At 42.7% G+C, this 23,660-nt stretch carries 17 protein-coding genes; all 17 read right to left on the bottom strand.

What is annotated here, in order from left to right; translation table 11 throughout:
• Positions 1–42: 42 nt before the first annotated feature.
• Entirely contained in the window at positions 43–1,989 is a 1,947-nt protein-coding gene (locus AC6I8V_RS13190; RefSeq protein WP_497842693.1) for a hypothetical protein, read from the bottom strand.
• Positions 1,990–2,006: 17 nt separating this feature from the next.
• Positions 2,007–2,414, bottom strand: a complete 408-nt coding sequence (locus AC6I8V_RS13195; RefSeq protein ID WP_497842694.1) for a GtrA family protein — start codon at positions 2,412–2,414, stop codon at positions 2,007–2,009.
• Between the two features lie 35 nt (positions 2,415–2,449).
• Entirely contained in the window at positions 2,450–4,480 is a 2,031-nt protein-coding gene (locus AC6I8V_RS13200; RefSeq protein WP_497842695.1) for a putative glycosyltransferase family protein, read from the bottom strand.
• Positions 4,481–4,494: 14 nt separating this feature from the next.
• A complete protein-coding gene (locus AC6I8V_RS13205) occupies positions 4,495–5,433 on the bottom strand; it encodes a glycosyltransferase family 2 protein (protein ID WP_497842696.1) in 939 nt (312 codons plus the stop codon).
• A gap of 132 nt (positions 5,434–5,565) precedes the next feature.
• Positions 5,566–6,975: an NADP-dependent phosphogluconate dehydrogenase gene (gene gnd, locus AC6I8V_RS13210; protein ID WP_497842697.1), complete on the bottom strand. Its 1,410-nt coding sequence runs from the start codon at positions 6,973–6,975 to the stop codon at positions 5,566–5,568.
• Between the two features lie 134 nt (positions 6,976–7,109).
• Positions 7,110–8,225, bottom strand: a complete 1,116-nt coding sequence (locus tag AC6I8V_RS13215) for a glycosyltransferase family 4 protein (RefSeq protein ID WP_497842698.1) — start codon at positions 8,223–8,225, stop codon at positions 7,110–7,112.
• Complete coding sequence (locus AC6I8V_RS13220; protein WP_497842699.1) at positions 8,222–9,388, bottom strand: glycosyltransferase family 4 protein; 1,167 nt, start codon at positions 9,386–9,388, stop codon at positions 8,222–8,224. The genes AC6I8V_RS13215 and AC6I8V_RS13220 overlap by 4 nt, the downstream gene beginning before the upstream one ends.
• Positions 9,364–10,266 carry a GDP-mannose 4,6-dehydratase gene (locus AC6I8V_RS13225; RefSeq protein ID WP_497842700.1) on the bottom strand — a complete coding sequence of 301 codons (903 nt, stop codon included), beginning with the start codon at positions 10,264–10,266 and terminating at the stop codon, positions 9,364–9,366. The genes AC6I8V_RS13220 and AC6I8V_RS13225 overlap by 25 nt, the downstream gene beginning before the upstream one ends.
• A gap of 1 nt (position 10,267) precedes the next feature.
• Positions 10,268–11,302: a GDP-mannose 4,6-dehydratase gene (gene gmd / locus AC6I8V_RS13230; protein WP_497842701.1), complete on the bottom strand. Its 1,035-nt coding sequence runs from the start codon at positions 11,300–11,302 to the stop codon at positions 10,268–10,270.
• 18 nt (positions 11,303–11,320) lie between these two features.
• Positions 11,321–13,861, bottom strand: coding sequence for a glycosyltransferase family 4 protein (locus tag AC6I8V_RS13235; RefSeq protein ID WP_497842702.1), 2,541 nt, complete (start codon positions 13,859–13,861; stop codon positions 11,321–11,323).
• 6 nt (positions 13,862–13,867) lie between these two features.
• The gene (locus AC6I8V_RS13240; protein ID WP_497842703.1) at positions 13,868–16,105 is read right to left on the bottom strand and encodes a methyltransferase domain-containing protein; all 2,238 of its coding nucleotides are present in this window, start codon (positions 16,103–16,105) and stop codon (positions 13,868–13,870) included.
• Between the two features lie 14 nt (positions 16,106–16,119).
• Positions 16,120–17,412: an ABC transporter ATP-binding protein gene (locus tag AC6I8V_RS13245; protein WP_497842704.1), complete on the bottom strand. Its 1,293-nt coding sequence runs from the start codon at positions 17,410–17,412 to the stop codon at positions 16,120–16,122.
• Entirely contained in the window at positions 17,409–18,194 is a 786-nt protein-coding gene (locus AC6I8V_RS13250) for an ABC transporter permease (protein WP_497845840.1), read from the bottom strand. The genes AC6I8V_RS13245 and AC6I8V_RS13250 overlap by 4 nt, the downstream gene beginning before the upstream one ends.
• Positions 18,195–18,209: 15 nt before the next feature.
• Positions 18,210–19,586 (bottom strand): phosphomannomutase CpsG, encoded by a 1,377-nt coding sequence (gene cpsG, locus AC6I8V_RS13255; protein WP_497842705.1) that lies wholly within the window; start codon positions 19,584–19,586, stop codon positions 18,210–18,212.
• Positions 19,587–19,601: 15 nt separating this feature from the next.
• On the bottom strand, positions 19,602–21,017 hold the full coding sequence (locus tag AC6I8V_RS13260) for a mannose-1-phosphate guanylyltransferase/mannose-6-phosphate isomerase (protein WP_497842706.1): 1,416 nt from the start codon (positions 21,015–21,017) through the stop codon (positions 19,602–19,604).
• Positions 21,018–21,562: 545 nt separating this feature from the next.
• Positions 21,563–22,576 carry a UDP-glucose 4-epimerase GalE gene (gene galE, locus AC6I8V_RS13265; protein ID WP_497842707.1) on the bottom strand — a complete coding sequence of 338 codons (1,014 nt, stop codon included), beginning with the start codon at positions 22,574–22,576 and terminating at the stop codon, positions 21,563–21,565.
• Positions 22,577–22,624: 48 nt separating this feature from the next.
• Positions 22,625–23,521, bottom strand: a complete 897-nt coding sequence (gene galF / locus AC6I8V_RS13270) for a UTP--glucose-1-phosphate uridylyltransferase GalF (protein ID WP_497842708.1) — start codon at positions 23,519–23,521, stop codon at positions 22,625–22,627.
• Positions 23,522–23,660 lie beyond the last annotated feature (139 nt).

A 23,660-nucleotide genomic window follows, 5' to 3' on the forward strand; every position in this document is an offset into this window, starting at 1 on the left:
AGAAAAGTGCCATCTATTGATGATAGTTGGCACTTGCATTATTTAATTTTCCAATGAATAAATAGCCGGTTTAAAGCCAAAATCATGGAACCAGGCATAACCCTCTTCGACGATTGATAAACTTACTACCTTTGCCGTGCCCTCTGCATCAGGGATCTCAATATTAAATGTTTGACTGTTGCCATCATCCAGATAAACCTCAACAGGAAATTCTAAACGTGTACTCCACTGTTTCACATTGTCTGAATCAGTTGGCTTGGCAAACTGCCATGATAAATTGATCGGATGATTAGGTGATCCGGTAAATAGCGGCCAGGCTGAATGATTTATCAGCGTCACATTCAAAACAAGCTTTCCATTTACCTTATCTGCATGGTTAATATTTAACGAGACCTTGTTAAACTCATGAGCGGGAAAAACAACAGCGTTAGGGTCACAACTTTTCAGTCCCTGAGCTGAAGAGTTATCTTTAGCTTTAAGTAACCAGATATCTTTTAGTCCCTGCAAGTCTGCATATCCTGCTGGATATAGACCATACTTGCCAGCAATACGATCACACGCCGCTCTGAATGTATCGAAATCATTAATAAATACCTGATCACGGCCTTTTTCTTTCACCAGCCCAACGATTTTCATCTGAATTTCAGGAGATGAGTGAAGGAATTTAGATGCAGCATGGCCTTCGTAATAATCAAGTGTGCCTGTTGCGAGGTAATTCCAGATGATCTTATTTTTATCAATCCAGGCAGGCAAGTGCGTATAAGGGACAAAGTTCTTAACGGTAGATAAAAGAAATATGGATAATACTGCGACAAAAGCAACCGGAAGATATGTTTTTTTCAGAACTTTTTTACATGATAACTGGAAAGCTAATGTACCAATAATCATAAATGAAACTGGCACAAGATAATAATTATTATTCACTGCATGAATTGAGAAGAAAGCCAGATTGATAAAAATCATAACAATCGAAATGAGAGCCACAGCAAGCAAAATCTTATCTTTCTTCCTCCTGGCAACCCAGAGTGTGAATAGAGAGAGGATGATACATGTGCACAAACTTAGTGAGCTATATATATCGGAAAAATAGAAAGCTAATGCCTTAGGAACGTTATGTATATCTACTGCCTGGTCATGACTACTATAAGTAGAGTTGAGCAGCCCACCGGTATTCACCCACGAATAATATGAATAGGGTATTATTCCTGTCAGAAAAAAACATAAAGCCCACACACTGCTATTTTTGAAGAAATTCTTTATTTCAAACCTGAATATATTCCATGAAAATATAATCAGAAAAGACATTATTACAGAAAAAATATTTGCCACTCTGACATTAAACAAAATGCCACAAAGCAGCCCTGATGCTATCAAATAGAACCATTTTTTATTTTCAGCAAGAAGCGCTCTGTTATTAATAAAACAAAGAAGCGGCATTAATAAGATTGTTAAGACAATGGATTGACTATCGTAAGTTCTGGATGAATCCAAATAATAATAGAAAAGAAAAATAAAACATACCAGACTGATAACTGGTAAGGTCTCTGATTCCATATTTTTGATGGAAATCATAAATACTAATGATGCGAGAAAAACACCAATAATTAAGATATAAGGTTGAGATTTGTCTTTGGGAAAAAAAGACATAATCATTCCAGTGCCGATGGGGTATTGAAGAATTACTTTATCGGAACTCGCCACATAATGGTGACAATGAGGAGCAACCAACTCATCCCAATCGTCAGAACTTAATCCTGCGCCTTTTGCGGTCTCGAATAAAAATCGTATCTGATTTTGATTTAAAGATGAATCAAAGCCACCAATAAATCCATTTTGGCGGATCAGCTCAGCCTGTCGTAAATAACCATAGTTATCACAACCATAAGCTACTACATCTTTTTGTTTATAATTAGCATGAAAAGCTGTGCATAGAATTATCAACAGAAAAATGAGCTTTATGAAATAACCCTTGCCACCTTGAATTGTCATTATTACTTTCCATTAAGTCATTTATAAATAAAAATCTTTGAATTAATATAATTAAAAACCATTCCAGCTAAACTCCCTATAGCGACACCGAATAAGGGAAAATGTAAGATAAAATCTGAAGACTTCACCGATATAAAAAATGCGATATAGTTTACAATGCCACCTACAACCATTACGCCGATATACCTTAAAAACTCATGATGTAGTTTTATATCTTCTTTTGTATCTGAAAATGTAAATTTCCGGTTGAAAATCCAGGTGACGAAAACTGCACAGACAAAAGAGACTGCTTTTGCCACATATATTCCTGATAGATCTTTTGCAAGGTAAAAAACACCTGCATCAACGACAAATCCTATCCCCCCGACGAGACCAAATTTGAAAAAAGTCGTTAAATGTGAATTAGAAAGAATTGTTTTTTGCATATGATGACCTGGAATATTTTTTATAATAAGACACTTTATTTAAGAACCATAATTAATGGCTTCACTCCGTTAATATCCAGCCATCCAATGCCTTCCTGGACTGGCAGAATATCTATCTTTCCACCAGGCAGTTCTGATGCGGGGATATTAATAACTAAATTTCGAGATGAGTGACCAACCATATAAGGCAGAGGGACTCTTTTAAAATCCTGCTTCAATACCGAACCCTCATCGTTTAGAATCCTGACGCCTAAATTAAGAGGATATATGCTTCCTTCGCCAATTATTTCGTCACTGTTATTTTCAACCTCAATGGAAAAAATCCATTCTTTTTCATTCGAGGTTAAAAGCGGATCGCTTTTTTTATTTATTTTAATTTGATCGTTAGTCAACGGTACTAATCCAAATGGTTTGCTCACATCAGGCAAAAACCACTTTTTCATATTAAGATCAAGACGGCATATATCATTTTGTAGATTATGTTTATTAACATAATTGTACACTCTGGAGATATATGTAGATTCTGGATAAGAAGAAAAATCCCAGTCAGGCGGATTAAATGTGGAAAAGCCGTTTATCGTTCTTACTCTAAAGTATTCTGCAATAAATAACGCATCAACATTGTGAGGGTATAATGATATGATGTTCGATGATATATTCTTTGGATATATTTCATGCTGTTTCCCAGTAACATAAAATACTTTGCATCCAGCAGGAGGAGTGGGTATTTCCTGTATACCCTTAAGATAAGAGACCCTATTTAAATCGGCGGGATTAAATAAATTAACTTGTTCAAAAATCAAAAATAAAAGCAACACCGATACAGATAATTGATATTTCTTTATATTTAGCAATGACAGGAAAATTACAATTCCCAGTGTTAAAGGGAAAATAAGGAAAAGCCCAAAGCGAGATACGACACGCACGCCTTTGGCACCAGGCACGTATCTCCATACATACTCCCATAATGACCAACCATCTACTTTAATCATCATGGAAATACAAATGAAGAATGTAAGTAAGAATGCTAATGGGAATCTGAACTTTTCATCCCGTTTAATATAAAAAAACATTGTCAGAGTAGACAACAGTGCAACGATCCATATCCCAGGGGGGAACCCAGTGCTAAGTTCAGTACCCCGATCTATTGCAGGACCCATAGCATCGAATAAAACATTACTTAATGATCCATAAAGTAAACTTTCAGATCCAGGATCAATTAAATTATACCAGCCCGGCATATAATGCATTACAGCATCCAATGACTGGCCATGTGTCTCTTTTAGCTTGGGTAAATAAACGATAAGAAACGGTATTATTGTAATGAAAAATGTGAGGGCTGGTAATAATAGGACAAGCCAGTTTAGTGAAATATTCTTAACAGAATACTTAGATGACTTATTAGTGAAAAGAAGAAGTGTGATGAAGATAAAAACAGCGCAAAATAGAAGGTAATACCACGCCATGTAAAATGATGTCAATAGCCAGGCTGATAACAGACATGACGAGACACACCCATAGAATGCAGTTTCCTTCCACTCTGATTTAATTAACATTCCCTTTAAATAGGAGAATAATAGAAGCGTTAACAAAGGTGCAAATGCGACACTGAAGAGTTGCGCGTGTCGTGCTTGTATAACCAGACTATTACTCAACGTGAATATTATTGCGCCCGCGAGAGCGCAATAATAATTCAATTTCATTTTTCTGCATAGAACGAAAAATGACAAAAAACCAATAATCTTCAGAGATACATTCAACAATTCTGAGGAGATAAGGATATCAAAACCCATTACGCGAAAAATTGAAAATATCACCCCATAAAGAAAATATCCATCATTGTATCCCAGGGTGTTTTCATAAGGAAAAAAATAAGCGACTTCTTTCCAGTTCGAAACCCCAGAAAAAACGTTATACCAATGCTCAAGAATACTTGCCTCAATTATTGCATCGAATCGGTTTCCTAAAACCAGTTCGAAACCCGTAGCAAATTGCTTATGGAATTCGAATCCTACGACAAAAAGTATTGAAGCAATTAATAAAAGGGTTCTTCTAATAGTAAGCATTGATAATTGCTGTCCTAGTTGCCGATAATTTTAGGAATTGACAAATAAGCCAGCCTTTTCATTTCTCTTCTGCCGATCGTAACACTTTCAAGAATCAGACCTGCAGTAAATGATATACCAGCCAAAAGGAAAAGACCTGTTGATAACAGTGCAGTTGGCAGGCGAGGAACTAATCCGCTAGTCACATAGGTTTCTGCGAGCGGAATCGCCAGCACGATACTAATTATCGAAAACAGTAACCCTAATAACCCATAGAAAAAAAGCGGCCTTTCAGAAGAATAAAGTTTAATGATTGTTTTAAGAATTCTCAATCCATCTTTATAAGTGCTCAGTTTACTATCGGAGCCTTCCATTCTCGAAAAATAAGGGATTTTGACCTCGCCATATGGCATACGAAGTTCAAGAGCATGAACGGTCAGTTCTGTTTCAGTTTCAAATCCCTTTGCCATTGCAGGAAAAGATTTTACATATCTGCGTGAAAAAACCCGATACCCTGATAACATATCGGTAAACGAGCCGCCAAAAATACTCTTCACGCAGCCAGTTAATAGTTTATTCCCAAATGTGTGTCCCGCACGGTAGGCTTCTTTTTCTGTATGTACGCGAGCACCAACAACCATATCAAGACCGTTATCAATGAGTTCATTGATTAATGTTCGACAGTTGGAAACATCGTAGGTAGCATCACCATCAACCATAATATAAATGTCCGCCTCAACATCAGCAAACATTCTTCGCACAACATTACCTTTGCCTTTATTATTGACTCTCACAACTCTGGCACCCGCTTCCTTTGCACGCAGAGCAGTGTTATCGGTCGATTTATTATCAAAGACATATATTTTTGCTTCAGGCAAATAAGTCTCAAAATCTGATATTACTTTTGATATTGAAACTTCTTCATTATAACAAGGAATAATGACAGCAATGTCACACTCGTTATGATTATCCATTATTGATAATTTCCTTTGCTTTAGATTCTAATTGGAGAACCATGATAAATATAAGATGGGAATTGAAAAATTTACTGTGTAAAACCACTTTTCATAACATAAAAAAACCCGGCTACCGCCGGGTTTTCATCTTTATTCTAACCATTCAGTATGGAATACACCATCTTTATCAATGCGCTTATAGGTATGCGCACCGAAGTAGTCACGCTGAGCCTGAATCAGGTTCGCTGGCAGAACTTCTGAGCGATAGCTGTCGTAGTAAGCAATTGCCGCAGAGAAGGTCGGGGTCGGAATACCGTTTTGAACAGCATATGCCACTACATCGCGCAGCGCCTGCTGATACTCATCGGCGATATTCTTGAAGTACGGCGCCAGCAGCAGGTTAGCAATGTTAGCGTTTTCTGCGTAAGCATCAGTAATTTTCTGCAGGAACTGAGCACGGATGATACAACCAGCACGGAAGATTTTTGCAATCTCACCGTAATGCAGATCCCAGTTGTACTGTTCAGACGCCGCACGCAGCTGAGAGAAGCCCTGCGCATAAGAAACGATTTTGCCCAGGTACAGAGCGCGACGTACTTTCTCTACGAATTCGGCTTTATCACCAGTGAACGCTTTCGCCTGCGGGCCGCTCAGAACTTTTGACGCCGCCACACGCTGAGACTTCAGAGAAGAGAGGTAACGCGCAAACACAGATTCGGTGATCAGAGACAGCGGCTCACCGAGATCCAGCGAGCTCTGGCTGGTCCATTTACCGGTGCCTTTGTTTGCTGCTTCATCCAGAATCATATCAACCAGGTATTTACCGTCTTCATCTTTCTTAGTGAAGATATCTTTGGTGATGTCGATCAGATAGCTGCTCAGCTCACCGTTGTTCCAGTCGGTGAAGGTTTTCGCCAGCTCTTCGTTGGTCAGGCCAAGCGCGCCTTTCAGCAGTGCGTAAGCTTCTGCAATCAGCTGCATATCGCCGTATTCGATGCCGTTGTGAACCATCTTCACATAGTGACCTGCACCGTCCGGACCGATATAGGTCACACAGGCTTCGCCATCTTCGGCGCGTGCAGCGATTTTATCCAGAATCGGTGCAACCAGTTCGTAGGCTTCTTTCTGGCCACCAGGCATGATTGAAGGGCCTTTCAGCGCGCCCTCTTCACCGCCGGAAACACCGGTACCGATGAAGTTGAAGCCCTGCTCAGACAATTCTTTATTACGACGGATGGTGTCTTTGTAGAAGGTGTTACCGCCATCGATCAGAATATCGCCTTTATCCAAATGCGGCGTCAGAGAAGCGATAGTCTTATCGGTTGCTTCACCCGCCTGAACCATCAGCAGGATACGACGCGGTTTTTCCAGCGAGTCAACGAATTCTTCAATGGTGTAGTAAGGCGCGAGCTTCTTGCCCTGGTTCTCAGCGATGACTTCATCAGTCTTCTCACGCGAACGGTTGAAGATAGAAACAGTGTAACCGCGGCTCTCGATGTTAAGAGCCAGGTTGCGGCCCATAACCGCCATACCTACAACGCCGATCTGTTGCTTGGACATTACATACTCCTGTCTGTGGTCTCGCATGGTGTTACCAGTAACACCATTCAATAAGTGACCGATATGTTAACTCAGGATAGCCGATTAGAGGTAATGATTGGTGCGATAGTCCGATGAATTTATCTGAAAAAAAATCACACATTTAACAAGGATTTATAGAGCCTTGAGTAACTTTCAATCATCTTGTCTGCGGTAAAAAGTGCTTCAAAGCGTTTGAATGCAGCCTGTCCATAGCTTTTAGCCTGTGCGGGATTGTGCCAAATACAATCCATCGCCTGGCGCAGGGCTTGAGGGTTTGAAGGGGGAACCACTAACCCGGTCAGTTTATCAATATTGATATAGGTTGTTCCGGTACCAATTTCACTTGAGATTAATGGTTTTGAATACAGCGCCCCTTCCAGCAGAGAGATACCAAATGCTTCAGAACGCAGATGGGAAGGAAATACCAGGCTGGTGCAGAGCTGGAGAAGTGCAGACTTGTCACTATCGCCAAGCGCGCCAGGGAAATGAATATTATCCACACCTAAACGCTGTGCCTGAGCTTTCAGCTCCGCCTCTATTGGCCCTGCCCCTACTACGACAATCGGATAGTGACTGTTCTGGGCTGCTTCAATCAGGATATGCAGCCCTTTGTAATAGCGGAATGTGCCGATAAATAGAAAGAAGCCCTCTGGAAATTGTGCCCGCCACTTTTCCAGCACGCTGGGATCATTATTTTGGTAAAAACGCTGATCAAGTCCGTAAGGAATGACTTCAACCTTATCTTTGAAATGCTGTAATACCGGGCTGCTCTCCACATAATTCGGGGAGGCCGCAACAATACGATCCACACTGGAAAGGAAACGGTTCATCAGTGGTGAGTAGAGCCGTAACAACGCCTTCTGTTTGACGATGTCTGAGTGATAACTCACCACGGACGGTTTTTTGATACCCGCAGCAAAATGCATGAAATCCATAAAAGGATAGGGGAAATGGTAATGAATAACATCAGCCTGCTGCGCTAATAGCTTGAATTCTTTAACCGCGGAAAGCGAAAAAGGGGTAGAAGCGAATTCACAGAGTGTCTTTACCCGATAAATTGAGTGATGATCTAATGTGGTGATTTTTTTCTCAAAACTGGGGCTATGGGTAAAAATTGTTGATTCGATATTCTGTTTAAGCCCCCCCTCTGAGAGCTGATAAATAACCTGCTCTATACCACCAAAAGTGTCGGGATAATAGGTCTTATAGCAGTGAAGAACTTTAATCATATAAATTTAGCAACCTGTTCATAGGCCTCTATTGTCTTATCTGCGCAATGTGACCATGAAAAATTTCGGGCGCGAGTCAGCCCCGAATAAATCATCCTCTCTTTCTGAGAGGCATCGTTTATCATCATTTGAATATATTTCGTCAAAGTCTCATCATCTTCAGGGTCGTGCATCAAAGCAGAATCACCAACAACTTCAGGCAACGATGTCGCGTTTGAACAGATTACCGGCGTACCTGAAGCCATCGCTTCAAGCACTGGCAGGCCGAACCCTTCATAGATTGAAGGAAATACAAAACTGGTGGCTGCGCTAAAGAGAACAGGCAGGTTTTTTCCGGGTACGAAGCCAAGATATTTTAACCAACCCTCGCGCTCACCTTTATGAAACAGGCGAAATAACTCTTCGTTTTCCCAACCTTTATAGCCACTGATTACCAGTGGATAAGATTGTTTGTCGTTGAGAGAAAGGCGATCATAGGCTCTCAGCAGAGTAAGGATATTTTTTCTCGGTTCTATTGTGCCAGTATACAGAAAAAAACGGCGCCACTTCAGCCGGTATTCATCCAGAACAGACTGCACTTCCTTTTCATCGCGCGGATGAAATTGCTCATTGCATGCCAGAGGTGCCACCATTATTTTTTCATCTTGCAGACCGAAAAATTCGATTAACTCTTTTTTTGTATAATGGGAGTCGGTCAGCAGCATGGTCGCGCGCGCCACCGTATTTCTGAGTTCTTTCTGCATCAAATGCACGCGCCCGGCCGGATGAAACTGCGGCCAGTGGAAAACGGACAAATCGTGAAATGTTGCGACCGTATGCTTAATACCAGGCGGCAAATAGTAATTGGGGCTATGAAAAATATGTCCTTTAAATTTCCTTAATACCATCGATTTCATGACAGGAAATGTCAGCCGATAGATTTCACTTACCGTTTTACTTTTTTGCAATTTCCGTTTGAAAGTCTGGACAGACTGCGCCGATTCACTGGCAATTGCCAGTGAATCGCGCACTTTAGTACCATGAAGATAAGTTAATGCAACCTTGTCTTCTCTGCGCTGAAGTTCTTTTGCAAGCTCAAAGGCGTAACGCCCAATACCTGTTAAAGGATATTTAATGCAGTCCGTTGAAAAGATGACGTCTAGTTTTTTGCTTCCAGCATCCATTTCAGCGTTTCTCTCAGTGGTACTTTTTGCAAGGTATTGCCTGTCAGAGTGTTCAACAGGGTAATATCCCCGCAAAGTTCTTTGATTTCATTGGCCCTGACAAACTGTGGATTCACTTCAATGATGATTTTATGGCCGGTTAACTCCTCGCAGAGATTGATAACCTGACGCAATGAATACATCTCACCTGAGGCCACATTGACAACCTGTCCGAATACAGATGACTGTAACAGTGCAGCATAGCTTTTAGTCAGAAAACGGACATCTGAGAAGTCACGCCATACATCGATATTACCTAACTCAATGACGCTTTTACGTTCACGGAAATGTTTAACTATTTTGGGGATGAGGAAATTTTCCGCCTGCCCCACTCCCGTATAATTAAAAGGTCTGGCAATAATGATTGGCAGTTTATCCTGAAAGAGTTTAGCCATATATTCCATGGCCAACTTACTGACAGCATAGTCATTGGCCGGATTAACCGGGCTATGCTCATTCAACTTTCCTGGCGTAGTATTGCCATAAACATTGGCACTACTGGCAATAAGTACCGCCTCCGGCTTTTTGCTTAAATCAGCCAAAACCTGAAGCAAATTGCGGGTGCCACACAGATTAACATCATAGAACGCCTTCGGATCTGCATGGCCGACAAAAGCAATCGCCGCAAGATGTACAATAACATCAGGCGCAACTTGCTCTACCGCATACTTAACCTGTGCAGCATCCGTCAGATCAACCTGAAAATAGTTTTCGGACCCCTGATCTGGAGTCGAGCCAAGGCCATAAACCTCATATCCGGCAGCGGAGAGTTCCGCTGCCATATAATGGCCGGTAAAGCCCTTGATACCAGTGATCAGTGCTTTTTTGCCATTTGTCATCTTAGAAAGAGAATCCTTGTTTGTTACGACGGAGATCTTCTTCAACCATCATAGCGCACAGTTCTTCCAGGGTCGTTTTGGGTTCCCAGCCGAGAATGTTTTTCGCGCGCTCAGGATTACCAATCAGCAGTTCAACTTCCGCAGGACGATAGAATTTCGGATTGACCTTAACCACGACTTTATTTGTCGCAACATCAATCGCAACTTCCTGCTCGTCTTTACCTTCAAAGCGCAGTTCAATTCCGACGGCTTTGAATGCCATGGAAACGAAGTCGCGTACTGTTTCGGTACGGTTGGTTGCCAGAACAAAAGTATCTGGCTCGTCGGCCTGCAGCATTAACCACATACCTTCAACATACTCTTTAGCAAAGCCCCAATCGCGTTTCGCATCAAGGTTGCCCAGTTCAAGCACATCCAGCTTACCGAGTTTGATTTTAGCGACGGAGTCAGTAATTTTGCGGGTAACAAATTCCTGACCACGTAATGGCGACTCGTGGTTAAATAAAATACCGCTGGATGCAAAGATATCGTAGCTTTCGCGATAGTTGATGGTCATCCAGTGCGCATAGAGTTTCGCAACACCGTACGGGCTACGTGGGTAGAAAGGTGTATCTTCTTTCTGCGGAATAGCCTGGACCTTGCCAAACATTTCTGAAGTTGAAGCCTGATAGAAGCGAATTTTCGGGTTAACGATACGGATGGCTTCTAACAGATTAACAGGACCGATGCCGGTAATTTCGGCCGTAGTTAATGGCTGGTCAAAAGAAACACCGACAAAGCTCTGGGCAGCCAGGTTATAGACTTCCGTGGCCTTACTTTCTTGCAGTAATCTAATGCTGGAAGATAAGTCGGTAAGGTCGTATTCAACAAGGTGCAATTGTGGATGATTTTTAATGCCTAACTCGTCAATTCGCCAAAAATTAACAGAACTGGTGCGACGATATGTACCGTATACCGTATATCCCTTGTTAATCAGCAACTCAGCCAGATATGCACCATCTTGTCCGGTAATACCGGTAATCACCGCAGATTTCATTTCATCATTCCTTATTTACTATTTAGCTTCAATAAAAGGAAGCTTTTCAATTAATTGTGACGCACTTTGCTCCCAGGTCAACCATGGGATGCTTGCTGATTGCGGCACAGCATTGCTTTTACTTAACTCTAACCATTCAAGCACTGCCTTTTCTATATCTTCAGCATCATTCCCCTGAAAATATAGTGCGTGCTCTCCTGCTACCTCACGAAGTACAGGAATATCTCGTGTAATGATAGGAAGTCCATATTGCGCGGCCTCGATCAGCGGCAAACCAAAACCTTCTGCATAAGAGGCAACTATCAATGCCTGCGCAGCTCCATAAAGCTCCGCTAAAAATTCATCACTTACACCCTGTAGCCAGAAAAATTGCGAATTGTTGCGGTTATGAATTGACATAGCCTCGCATAACTCTTCAACATGCCAACCCTTCTTACCCACAAAAACTAATGCACAATCAATATCATTTTCCCAAAGTTTATTAAAAGCTTCAAGAACTTGCTTGTGGCCTTTGCGTGGTTCGATTGTACTCACCATCAGGAAAACTGGACGCTTACTCAATTCATCAAGGATAAAATCGGCGTTTTCCGGACGACCTTTTGAAGGAACGCTACCCTTGAGGTCTGCACCGAGATGAAAATATTCAACCTTGATATGTTGATTGACAGGGAAAACATCCTCCCTTTCCTTCAAATAAAGTTCTACTTCATTCTTAACGGCCGCAGAAATGCATATAAGCCCATCGCTGTTATTAGCCAGTGATTTAATCCAGGGCTGGAAAGCTGCCCGAACACCCGCATCAGTCCAGTTGGGATACAGCAAAGGAATCAAATCATAAACAACATAATATATTAAAGCGCCACTACGTCTAAAAATATCTAGCTGTGTGTTTAAATAAGGAAAAAGATGGGCTGTTAGATCCAATCCTAAAAAAATATCGTCTTTTTTAATTAAAGCAACTTCATCAATGCCAAATTTTGTTCCATAGTTTTCATCAAGATAAGCATTGGCATACTTGAACAAACCATCCATTTCACAGTAAACAGCTCGTATTTCATATCCTTTTACAGTGCTGTTCATCAGACATGAAAGAATACTGCGCACGACGCGTTGTATTCCGGTTCTGGCATCATGTTGAACTAACACCGAAATATCAACCAAAAGCTGTTTCTTATGTGTCAAAAATCCATTTCTTGCCATTGCCCATGCAGTTCCCAGATTATCCACATCAGCTAAACCCTGTGCAGATACTTCATTCAGCTTGTTGATGGCCTGAGAAAGCAATTCAGATGAGGCAATTAGGGTATGCTTCCCTTCCGAAAGACTCGATTCAAAAGCAGAAATTGCTCTTTGCGCACATTTGTCCCAGGAAAAAATCGTCGCCTGCCGTTTGGCATTTTCTTTCAATTTATGATGAAAATCACCATCAACCAACGCTTTACAAATTAAAGCCGACATTTCACCAACATCATGCGGGTTAAACATGGAGCCATCCCACCCCATGACCTCAGGCAAACTTGACGTATTTGAGGCAATTGTAGCTGCGCCACAGCTCATCGCTTCGAGCGGAGGTAAACCGAAACCCTCATGAATCGATGGGAAAACAAAAAGCTTACATAAGTTATATAGCGCAACAAGATCACTATCTGGAATAAATCCAGTATAAATAATATCTTTCTCAGATAAGCCATACTGAGATGCAATCGCTGAAAGGCGTTCCAGATCATGTGGTTTAATTTGACAGGCTAACACCAGCACATGTGTTTCTTTTACTTCATCCGGTAAAAGACTATATGCCTTAATCAGAGCCTCAATATTTTTCCGAGGCTCAACAATGCCAATTGTCATCACAAAATCCCGCTCAACCCCATAGTTAAGCAGTATGTTTTGTTTTTCTACATCGCTGATATCAATAATCTTGAAATGATCATCTATCGCAGATGAAATATTAGTGATTTTTTCAAGTGGTACTACAAGATTTTCCTGAACTTCTCGTGCTGCTGATTCTGATATTGCTAATAAGCCATCAGCCATTTCCAACTCGCGAAGTTTGTTTATATAAAACTTCTTTAACTCTGGATCAGCAAGATAGACTTCCTGATTTAATAATGGAATCAAATCATAAACAATCGAGAAGACTTTTGCACCATGTGGATAATCTGTTATGGATACAACAAAATCATCATAAAAGCCTTCACTAAAATTCATATTACATACTATATCAGGCCTAATGTTAGCAATTGCATAATCTCGACATATTTTAGCTGCGCTATTTCTGTTCCTGTTAGCTGAGTCTATCCATGCAACGGGTCCTTGTGCAGAAAAAATATAAAACGACTCCTGGGGAATTAAGTTTTTGAATTCATCCTTGACCCTGTTAATAGTATCAACGGGATACATACCGTTAAGTAACAAGGTGATTTTATTATCAGGAGAATTTCGAATTATTGCTTTGGCCAGAGATAGCGTATAACGCCCAATACCACGAAAGCGACTTTCCGACTGGCAGCTTTGCATGTCAAGTAGTATGTGCAATTTTTTCTCCTTGAATAATTTCATTAAATTTTATTTTTTTAATTTTGAATATATATCCCAAACCACTGGGGGAAGATTCTGTTCTTTATTGTGTTTGTTCAATGTTTCGTTCTGTACCTGCTGGTCAACTATATTCACAGCATGTACTAAAGGAAAGCATTTCTGATATATCCGAATGCTGACATTATAGAGACCCAGGAATCGAAGAGCCTTGATAACTCTCGACTTCAATACGGGCCGTTTTTGAATATATTTCGCCGTATTTTTTAATGAATATTTTACTAACTTTTTCCCTGTTTGAGCTATTGGCTGTTTAGCTACCATTTTCACAGGGCGTCCAATAGCTCTCCACCATGCAGTCATTTTCCATGACCGACTTTGTTCGATGGCTTCAATATAACGATATAATCGCGCATTATCTTGTTGCAATTGCTCAATAAGTGCCTGGGCTTTTTCATATTCCGATGAAACATCGCCGAATATTTCCGGCGAGCCTGCATTGGATAATTGCTTTAATGTAATGCTATTAATTTCTTTATTAATTGAATGCACTGTCTCAATCTGTTGTTGCATTGAATTGAGTTTCTGCTCAAGGCCACGATTGAATTTCTCAATGCTGGCTTTAGTATTATATATTTTCATCTCAAGCTGCAATTCAATATTGTCTGCTAACGCCTTATAGCCTTCGCTTAATAAATTAACCTTATCGCTAATGGATGCATTAGCTTCTTCGAGTTGTCGTATCCTCAGGTTTAAACTTGCATTAGCCTGATTGTCAGCCCTGGTTAATCTTTTCTGACTATCCTCTAATAAAACATCAAACTTATGAATAAAAGCCTGATGCTGCATCACAACTTTCTCCTGAGATCCAATCCACTTTTCTACACCTGAAATTTCGTTCTCAGGTGAAACTAATTGGGTCCGGGTGTTGAACAAATCAAGTAATAGTTTGAAGGTCCATAATTCTGCAGGCTTTTTCCAGAATGCATAAATCCAGTTAGAATAGGGGGTAGGGAGTTGGAAGGGACTCACTGCCGCCGGCCTGAATATTCCCCCGGTGATAGAGTCAGGTATGATCATTTCATTGACTAATATCACGAATGATTGAAATATATTCTCAGGCCATACACAATCTTTTTTTGACGATGAAATAGACCCAAAATCAATAATATTGAGTTTATTATCATGATCGACCATTATATTCCAGGTTCTAATATCATCATGATATAGCCCGTTTTCTTCAAGAATAACGAGTTGTTCAAGAAGTTGTATAATGATTCCATCAACATCAAATGGTTCTTTTTCGTTTAAAATATCAAACAATAACCTTCCTGGTAAGCGATCCATCACTAACCAGCCCTCTTCGTAATTGCTCCCACTTAATATCATTTTGGGAATATTCATTCCCTCAGGAGGATTATTTAGAAAAGCAGTTTCTTGTTCAAGCTCTAAAAGGCTTCTTTCCTTTTCATAAGAAGAAAGCTCGCCATTCACTGTCGAAAACTGGTAAAATTTGCAAACTATTTTATCACTAAAATAATATCTTCTGCTACCGTCGTGAATACTGTTTGCAGTTTCGTAAGGCCGTTGTGTCCACTTATCGTACTCATAACAGCAATCATCGAATATTATGTGATTGTTGCTTATTACATACATTGGACGATTTATGTGTGAAAGATGAGTATCAAATCTCGCTATCAGACGATAAAAGCCACACTGCTCGATTAATTCACGCGGATCGAGAGGCTGTGATGGTCCCCAATATAAAGGTTCTTCCTGACGAGCCAACTCCAGGATGACGGCACGTACGCAATTCGTAAGCTTCAAAAGCCAATTTTGTACTTTATGCAGCCCGTGCTCATGAACAATATGATGAAAAACGCTTAGTCCAATAACAAGATCATAACTGTCGGGTTCTAATTGATCGATAAACTCTTCAATCCTGCCAACAGAAAATTTAACACTTAAATTCTTATTTTCTTCAGCGAGAAAATTACATAGATTGACGTTTTCCTGTAAAAAATCTATGCCTTGTACATTGGCACCAAGATTTGCCAAACTCATGCTAAAAAAACCTTGAGCACAACCCAGGTCTAACACTCGTAATGGACGACCTAACTTTTTTTCAAGAGTACGATAGATGTTAATGATCTTTTCAAGGCGCACATTTCCGTCACGAGACGCTTGTTTATCCCAGTTGGGATGTCCATAAATTGTTTGATATATTTCAGGGAGTGCAGAAACCAGTTGTTCCAATGTTTTTTTCATATGTATTACAAACCTTATTTATAATTCTCAAAGTCAGATTTGAGATCAACGACGCCCCAAAAAGTCATATGTTTTTTAATATGTATAATTATAGAATCGTAGCGTCGATCCAAAGGGCTCATTTCAGTTAGCGGGTCGCCTGAGGAGATCCCAAATGAAATCAGATAGTCACCCTGATTCAAATTTAGTGGAAAACTAAACTTGAATATATGAACTTCACCTTTTCGAGGTTGGATTTGACTCATTCCTTTCGAAGACAAGAATGAATTTGTTCCATAGAGAAAAAGGCCATCCAACGTTTTAATTAATATACCTGGCACCACATTATCAAAATCGTTTTCAAAATGAACCTTGAAGAGGAAATTAGTCATCGTATTACTTTCGATACTAGATGGGTAATCCTCTCCCTCTATTGATATAGCGTAATCGATTATTTTGGCCCCACCCACTCCCCAGCGATATTCCTCTTGTCGATAACCGCTACGAGTGTGAAAAACATCTTCTTCTCTTCCATGAGTTGCATTATCTGCTGCCAGAATAAATGTTTCTGCCGTTGGAATGAACTTTGAGTCTGACTTTCCAAAAAGCTCATCCATATATCGGTTTGTGACATCACGGGAAAGACCATCTAGCTCAATTTCACCATTTTTCAGGAAAATCGCCCTATCACAATGCCGCACTATATCTCCCGCACTGTGCGACACTAATAACAAAGTTGTACCTTGTTCTTTAAATTTGGCGATGCGTGCGTAGCATTTTGCCTGAAAACGTGAGTCCCCGACAGAAAGTGCTTCATCGACGATAAGAATATCTGGGCGTGAACATGTCGCAACTGCAAATGCGAGACGCATCTGCATCCCGCTTGAATAGATTCTTACAGGCTGATCAATGTATTCACCAATATCAGCAAAACTCTCTATCTCAGGCATTAATTGATTTATTTCGGATTTTGAAAATCCCATCATCAAACCGGACATAAACACATTCTGCCTGCCAGTAAAATCAGGATGGAATCCCATTCCTAATTCCAGCAATGCAGCAACACGTCCATTCGTGTGGATTGTTCCTTGCGTCGGTTGTGTCGTGCCCGTTAACAACTTTAACAACGTGCTTTTCCCGGCCCCATTAACACCAACAATCCCAACAGATTCTCCGGCTGCTATTTCGAATGAAATATCTTTCAGGACCCATTTCTTGTTGTGTCGAATGCTTTCACCCGGCATCATTTTTTCAATGATGCGATCCCATTTTGACGGGTAAAATTTATAGGCTTTCGAAACACCTGATACTGAAATACTAGTAGTCATAATTCATCCACAATATCTGAAGCATGTTTTCTAAACATTTTCCATCCAAGGAGGAATAGGATTACACCTATAATGGCCACTGGTAAAAGACTTATCCAGTCTGGTTCTTTTTGATATAAAAAGATGTTGTGATAGCTCTGAATGATCAACGCCATGGGATTATAATTAAGCGCGCCACGAGCCCATTCAGGCAAAGTATTGGTAACATACACGATAGGCGTAAACCAAAACCAGAACTGAAGCAATATAGTTATAAACTGACTCACATCCCTGACGAATACATTCATCACACCGAGAATAATGCCCAAGCCCGTCGTAAATACCATTTGCACTATCAGAACAGGAAAGATATACAAAAATGTATATAAAGGAAAATTACCAGTAACAATAAGAAAGACAATGAAAATTGAGAAAATAATTGCAAAGTTTATTGCTGCCGATAATACCACAATCAGAGGCAGGCAAACTCGTGGGAAATTTAGCTTTTTGAGCACATTGGAATTATTAAGAAAAACATTAACAAGTCCATTTAAGGTTTCGGAGAACAATCCCCATGTCAGAACACCAGAACATAGATAAATGCTATAGGCATAGGGTGATGACATATCAGATAGCCTGGCGCGCATAAGTTCTGAGAACACCAGTGTATAAACCGCAATCATTGCCATTGGCTGTAAAACCAGCCATAAGGCACCGAGAAAACTACTTTGATAACGTGATTGAAAATCTCGCTTCACGCTGTTAAATATAAAACCACGATAGCGACTTATACCACTAGCTATGCCATGTAACATTATTTACTCACCATTCAAATGTTGCAGGATTTCATCTACCTTTTCTGCCAATAACGCACTGTCACTTCGTGACTCAACATTCAGCCGTACTAAAGGCTCGGTATTGGAACTGCGTAAGTTAAAACGCCACTGTTTGAATTCAAAACTCACACCGTCTGTAGTATCAACTACGCTATCTTCTGTTTTATACTGAGCTTTGATATGTTCAATTCTGGCTGCAGCATTATTTATCTTAGAATTAATCTCACCACTACAAGGGAATGCCGCCATTCTCTCCGCAACCTGCTTTGAGAGAGATTCATTTTTGCTCGCCAGTAATTCCGCTACCAGCAGCCACGGAATCATTCCACTGTCGCAATAGGCGAAATCACGGAAATAGTGGTGTGCGCTCATTTCACCGCCATATACCGCATCTTCTTCACGCATACGCTCTTTAATGAAGGCATGACCCGTTTTTGACATCACTGGAATACCCCCTGCGCGAGTCACCACATCAATGGTGTTCCAGGTCAGGCGTGGGTCATGAATGATTTTTGCACCCGGCTCTTTCTTCAGGAACGCCTCAGCCAGCAGTCCGACGATATAATAGCCTTCGATAAATTCAGCGTTTTCATCAAACAGGAAGCAACGGTCAAAATCGCCATCAAAAGCGATCCCCATATCCGCTTTATGCTCACGCACAGCATCTGAAGTATCTTTGCGACATTCTGGCAGTAATGGATTAGGAATTCCGTTAGGGAAATTACCGTCTGCCTGATGATGAACTTTAATAAAGCTTACTGGCGCATTCGCTTGCTGGAAGCGTTTTTCAATTTCATCGATAACATGACCAGCGGCGCCATTACCGGAGTTAATCACCAGCTTCATCGGTCGCTTGAAGTTCGTCAGATCGATGTAACCCAGCAAATGGTCGACATAGGCATCAAGCACTGAAATTTGTTTGTAGCTACCGCGTTTTGCCTGATTAACCGGCGCGAACGCGTTGGCTTCCGCCAGACGTTGAACATCACGCAGACCGGTATCGCCGCTAATCGGGCGCGCGCCCTCACGCACCAGCTTCATACCGTTGTAGTTCATTGGGTTATGACTGGCTGTTACTTCAATGCCACCATCAATCCCCAGATGAAAAGTCGCAAAGTAAATCTCTTCGGTGCCGCTCATACCGATATCCAGCACATCGGTGCCGGAATCCATCAGCCCTTTTGCCAACGCCATTTTCAGCGCTTCACTGGTCAGGCGAACATCTCCACCGACCACAATAGTTTTTGGCTTGAGAAATTCGCCATAAGCGCGGCCAATGCGGTACGCAATATCTTCATTCAGCTCTTTGCCCAACTCACCACGGATGTCATAGGCTTTAAAACAGGTCAATGCTTCCATTATCTTCCAGGGTCCTTATTTACGGGCAAATTGCTCTTTGATCAGAATCAGGTCGTCATCACCCAGATAGGATCCAGACTGGATTTCCAGCAATTCCAGTGGGATTTTTCCAGGATTTTCAAGCGTGTGTTGGTGACCAATCGGAATAAAGGTTGACTGGTTTTCAGTGAGCAGCAGCGTTTTATCCTGAATGGTAACCTTGGCGGTGCCCGAAAGGATGACCCAGTGCTCGGTGCGGTGATAGTGCATTTGTAGCTCGAAAGATTCGCCAGGCTTCACCGTAATGCGATTTACGTTAAAGCGTCCGGTGTTAACCACCAGATCGCAACGCCCCCACGGCCAGTAGGTTTCGCGATGGCGACGATATTCGCTGCGGCATTCCCCTTTCAGGAATTCAACCACGCGTTTAACATCCTGTACCTGATCTTTACGTGCCACCAGCACAGCGTCTTTCGTATTCACAATAACCAGGTTTTCTACGCCAATCGCTGCCACCAGCTGATCTTCACTGTTGATATAGCAGTTTTTGGTGTTGTGCAGGAAAGTGTCGCCTTTCAGTGAGTTACCGGCGGCATCTTTTTCATTCACTTCCCAAAGCGCAGACCAGGAGCCGACATCACTCCAGCCAGCATCCAGCGGCACAACCACCGCAGCATCAGTCTGTTCCATTACTGCGTAATCGACTGATTCATCCGGGCAGGCGATAAAGTCGTCTTTATCGATACTAATAAAATCATTGCCTTCCTGGACATTTGCCATTGCACGGCGGCAGGCTTCCAGAATATCCGGGCGGTATTTTTCCAGTTCCTGCAGATAGCGTTTAGCGCGGAACATAAACATGCCGCTATTCCAGTAATATTCGCCGGAAGCCAGGTAATCCTGGGCAGTTTTCAGGTTGGGTTTTTCGACAAAACGCTGCACGCTAAACGGTGCATCGTCAGCACCCGATAACTGTTTGCCACGATGGATATAGCCATATCCGGTTTCAGGCCCGGTGGGCACAATACCAAAGGTGACCAGATGTCCCTGTTTCGCATACCTGGTTGCCGTGGCAATCGCCTGATGGAAAGCCGCACGGTTTTCAATCACATGATCGGCAGCCAATACCAGCAATACCGGGTCGTCCCCCTGCTCAATCGCGTTGATTGCTGCCAGTGCAATCGCTGGGGCGGTATTACGTCCGACCGGCTCCAGGATGATGTTATGAGAGAGTTTTTTTATTTGACGGAGCTGTTCGGCAACGAGAAAACGGTGTTCTTCGTTACAAATGACCAGAGGGGCGCGCGCTTCTATTCCCGCCAGACGATTAACGGTTTCCTGCAACATCGAGTGCTGTCCATGCAAGCTGATGAACTGCTTTGGATAGAGTTCGCGTGAAAGTGGCCACAAACGGCTGCCGGTTCCTCCGGCCATGATTACGGGAAGTAACATTCCACAACCTCTAATATGTCTTATTAAAATGCTATAACATTTATGAGCGGGTTATTTTTTCAGCAAAAATATAAAAAACAGCCACGCTACCGCCCTTGGTTTGCAGCAACCAATATGCTGTATAACAAGCGAATTTTCTATCTTCACCGCGAATTATCGCGGTGGTCAATTTTACAACAATCACCGTCAAAGTCTGAGACTGTCGCAAATAATACAATTTGTGCTACTGAATTAACATGGTTATTGTCTGATGTATTCAGTCATACCATTAATGTTTACTTACGCGATTGAATTAATTGCAACTCTTTGACGACAAACGTCTCACAGCTTAGCTCTGAATAACAAACTTTGCCTTGCGTGATCGCAAAACGTAAGAATAATTTTTTTAGAAGCGAATTCTACCGCTAAGTTCGCCCAGGAATATTCCTGATCTGAACTAACCCTGACGTGTATAAAAAAACAACAAAATGGAGCGGTGATTTTATTTAGATATAAAAAAACCCGGCCATTGCCGGGTTTTTCATCAACGCTCAGACTGCTAACTGTCAGTTAAACCCGTTCGGGTTCTTACTTTGCCAGTTCCAGGTATCGCGCATCATCTCGTCGATGCCGCGGGTGACTCGCCAGTCCAGCTCGGTGTTTGCCAGTGACGCATCCGCCCAGAACGCGGGCAGGTCACCCTCGCGACGCGGTTTGAATTCAAACGGAATCTGCTTACCGGAGGCTTTCTCAAATGCCTTGATCATCTCCAGCACGGAGAAACCTTTGCCGCCGCCGAGGTTATAGGCTTTGTAGCCGGTCACTTTTGGCAGATGGTCCAGCGCTTTCAGATGGCCTTCAGCCAGGTCAACCACATGGATGTAATCACGCTGGCAGGTACCATCCGGCGTAGCGTAGTCATCACCAAACACGCCCAGTTTGTCGAGTCGGCCAATGGCGACCTGCGCGATATACGGCAGCAGGTTGTTAGGGATGCCCGCAGGATCTTCACCAATCTCGCCGGACTCATGCGCGCCCACCGGGTTGAAGTAACGCAGCGCAATGGCGTTGAAGTTGCTATCGGCTTTGGCGAAGTCGCGCATCACCAGCTCAATCATCAGCTTGGAAGTGCCGTATGGGCTGGTGGTGCCGCCAATCGGCGTGGTTTCCACGTAAGGAACCGGCGCATCAGCGCCGTAGACGGTGGCAGAAGAACTAAAGATAAAGTTCCAGACGCCCGCAGCGCGCATCTCTTCCAGCAGCACCACGGTGCCCGCGACATTGTTGTCGTAGTATTCCAGCGGCATACGGGTGGATTCACCCACCGCTTTCAGCGCTGCGAAGTGAATGACGGCTGAGATATTGTTAGCTGCAAACAGGTCGCGCAGGCAGGCACGATCGCGGACGTCGCCTTCGACAAACACCGCTTTTTTGCCCGCCAGTTTTTCCACGCGATTGATGGCTTCGCGCGAAGCATTACAGAGGTTATCCAGGACCACAACGTCGTCGCCGCGCTGCAACAGCGCCAGCACCGTATGGGAGCCGATATACCCTGCTCCGCCCGTTACCAAAATAGCCATGCGTACTCCTTTCAGCCGCGCAAAGGCGCGGCACACAATGAGAAAAGGTTATTTCGCCAGGATGTTCTGAATGGCTGCGCGGAAGTCACGTCCCTGGCTATTGTTGCGCAGGCCGTAAGAAACGAATGCCTGCATATAGCCAAGTTTACGCCCACAGTCGAAGCTGGTACCAGTGAGCAGCGTCGCATCGACAGGTTTTTTCTTGCCGAGCGCGGCAATGGCGTCGGTCAGCTGGATACGGCCCCAGGCACCCGGTTCCGTACGTTCCAGTTCAGCCCAGATGTCGGCAGAAAGCACGTAGCGACCCACGGCGGCCAGGTCAGACCCCAGCGTATTGGCTTCTTCCGGCTTTTCAACAAAGTTGGTGATGGTGCTGACGTCGCCTGGGTTATCCAGCGCTTCTTCGGTGGTGATCACCGAGTATTCGGACAGGTCGGCACCTTTCATATGTTGTGCCAGCACCTGGCTGCGACCGGTTTCTTCAAAACGCGCTACCATCGCGGCAAGGTTATAACGCAGATGGTCAGCGGTAGAGTCGTCCAGCAGCACGTCTGGCAGCACGACCACAAACGGGTTGTCGCCAATCATCGGACGGGCGCAAAGCACCGAGTGGCCAAGACCCAGCGGGTTGGCCTGACGCACGTTCATGATGGTCACGCCCGGCGGACAAATTGATTGCACTTCGCTCAGCAGCTGACGTTTTACGCGTGCTTCAAGCAGCGCTTCTAGCTCGTAAGTGGTATCGAAGTGGTTTTCCACTGCATTTTTGGAAGCATGGGTGACCAGCACAATCTCCTTGATGCCTGCAGCCACGCACTCATCGACGATATATTGGATCATCGGTTTGTCGACGACAGGCAGCATCTCTTTCGGAATGGCCTTCGTCGCAGGGAGCATATGCATACCGAGACCCGCTACCGGGATTACAGCTTTAAGCTTGGTCATATTTATTCCATTTCATGAAGTGAATACGTGGGTCGATTATGCAGGATCGGCCGGAACAGCAAGTATAATCTTTATCTGAAAAACCGGCACTAACTCTCTGTCACAACATCAAAAATTGCTTTTTTGACTCCCCACCGTT

This window comes from Pantoea sp. X-Soil-TKNS-1207 (genome assembly GCF_059730485.1).

Excerpts from the sequence above, each read along its gene's own strand:
- AC6I8V_RS13190 (WP_497842693.1), bottom strand. The coding sequence starts at position 1,989 with ATGACAATTCAAGGTGGCAAGGGTTATTTCATAAAGCTCATTTTTCTG.
- gnd (WP_497842697.1), bottom strand. The coding sequence starts at position 6,975 with ATGTCCAAGCAACAGATCGGCGTTGTAGGTATGGCGGTTATGGGCCGC.
- cpsG (WP_497842705.1), bottom strand. The coding sequence starts at position 19,586 with ATGGAAGCATTGACCTGTTTTAAAGCCTATGACATCCGTGGTGAGTTG.
- galE (WP_497842707.1), bottom strand. The coding sequence starts at position 22,576 with ATGGCTATTTTGGTAACGGGCGGAGCAGGGTATATCGGCTCCCATACG.
- AC6I8V_RS13205 (WP_497842696.1), bottom strand. The coding sequence starts at position 5,433 with ATGGATAATCATAACGAGTGTGACATTGCTGTCATTATTCCTTGTTAT.
- AC6I8V_RS13245 (WP_497842704.1), bottom strand. The coding sequence starts at position 17,412 with ATGACTACTAGTATTTCAGTATCAGGTGTTTCGAAAGCCTATAAATTT.
- AC6I8V_RS13225 (WP_497842700.1), bottom strand. The coding sequence starts at position 10,266 with ATGACAAATGGCAAAAAAGCACTGATCACTGGTATCAAGGGCTTTACC.
- AC6I8V_RS13220 (WP_497842699.1), bottom strand. The coding sequence starts at position 9,388 with ATGGATGCTGGAAGCAAAAAACTAGACGTCATCTTTTCAACGGACTGC.
- AC6I8V_RS13195 (WP_497842694.1), bottom strand. The coding sequence starts at position 2,414 with ATGCAAAAAACAATTCTTTCTAATTCACATTTAACGACTTTTTTCAAA.
- AC6I8V_RS13200 (WP_497842695.1), bottom strand. The coding sequence starts at position 4,480 with ATGCTTACTATTAGAAGAACCCTTTTATTAATTGCTTCAATACTTTTT.
- galF (WP_497842708.1), bottom strand. The coding sequence starts at position 23,521 with ATGACCAAGCTTAAAGCTGTAATCCCGGTAGCGGGTCTCGGTATGCAT.
- AC6I8V_RS13260 (WP_497842706.1), bottom strand. The coding sequence starts at position 21,017 with ATGTTACTTCCCGTAATCATGGCCGGAGGAACCGGCAGCCGTTTGTGG.
- AC6I8V_RS13235 (WP_497842702.1), bottom strand. The coding sequence starts at position 13,861 with ATGAAATTATTCAAGGAGAAAAAATTGCACATACTACTTGACATGCAA.
- AC6I8V_RS13215 (WP_497842698.1), bottom strand. The coding sequence starts at position 8,225 with ATGATTAAAGTTCTTCACTGCTATAAGACCTATTATCCCGACACTTTT.
- AC6I8V_RS13240 (WP_497842703.1), bottom strand. The coding sequence starts at position 16,105 with ATGAAAAAAACATTGGAACAACTGGTTTCTGCACTCCCTGAAATATAT.
- gmd (WP_497842701.1), bottom strand. The coding sequence starts at position 11,302 with ATGAAATCTGCGGTGATTACCGGTATTACCGGACAAGATGGTGCATAT.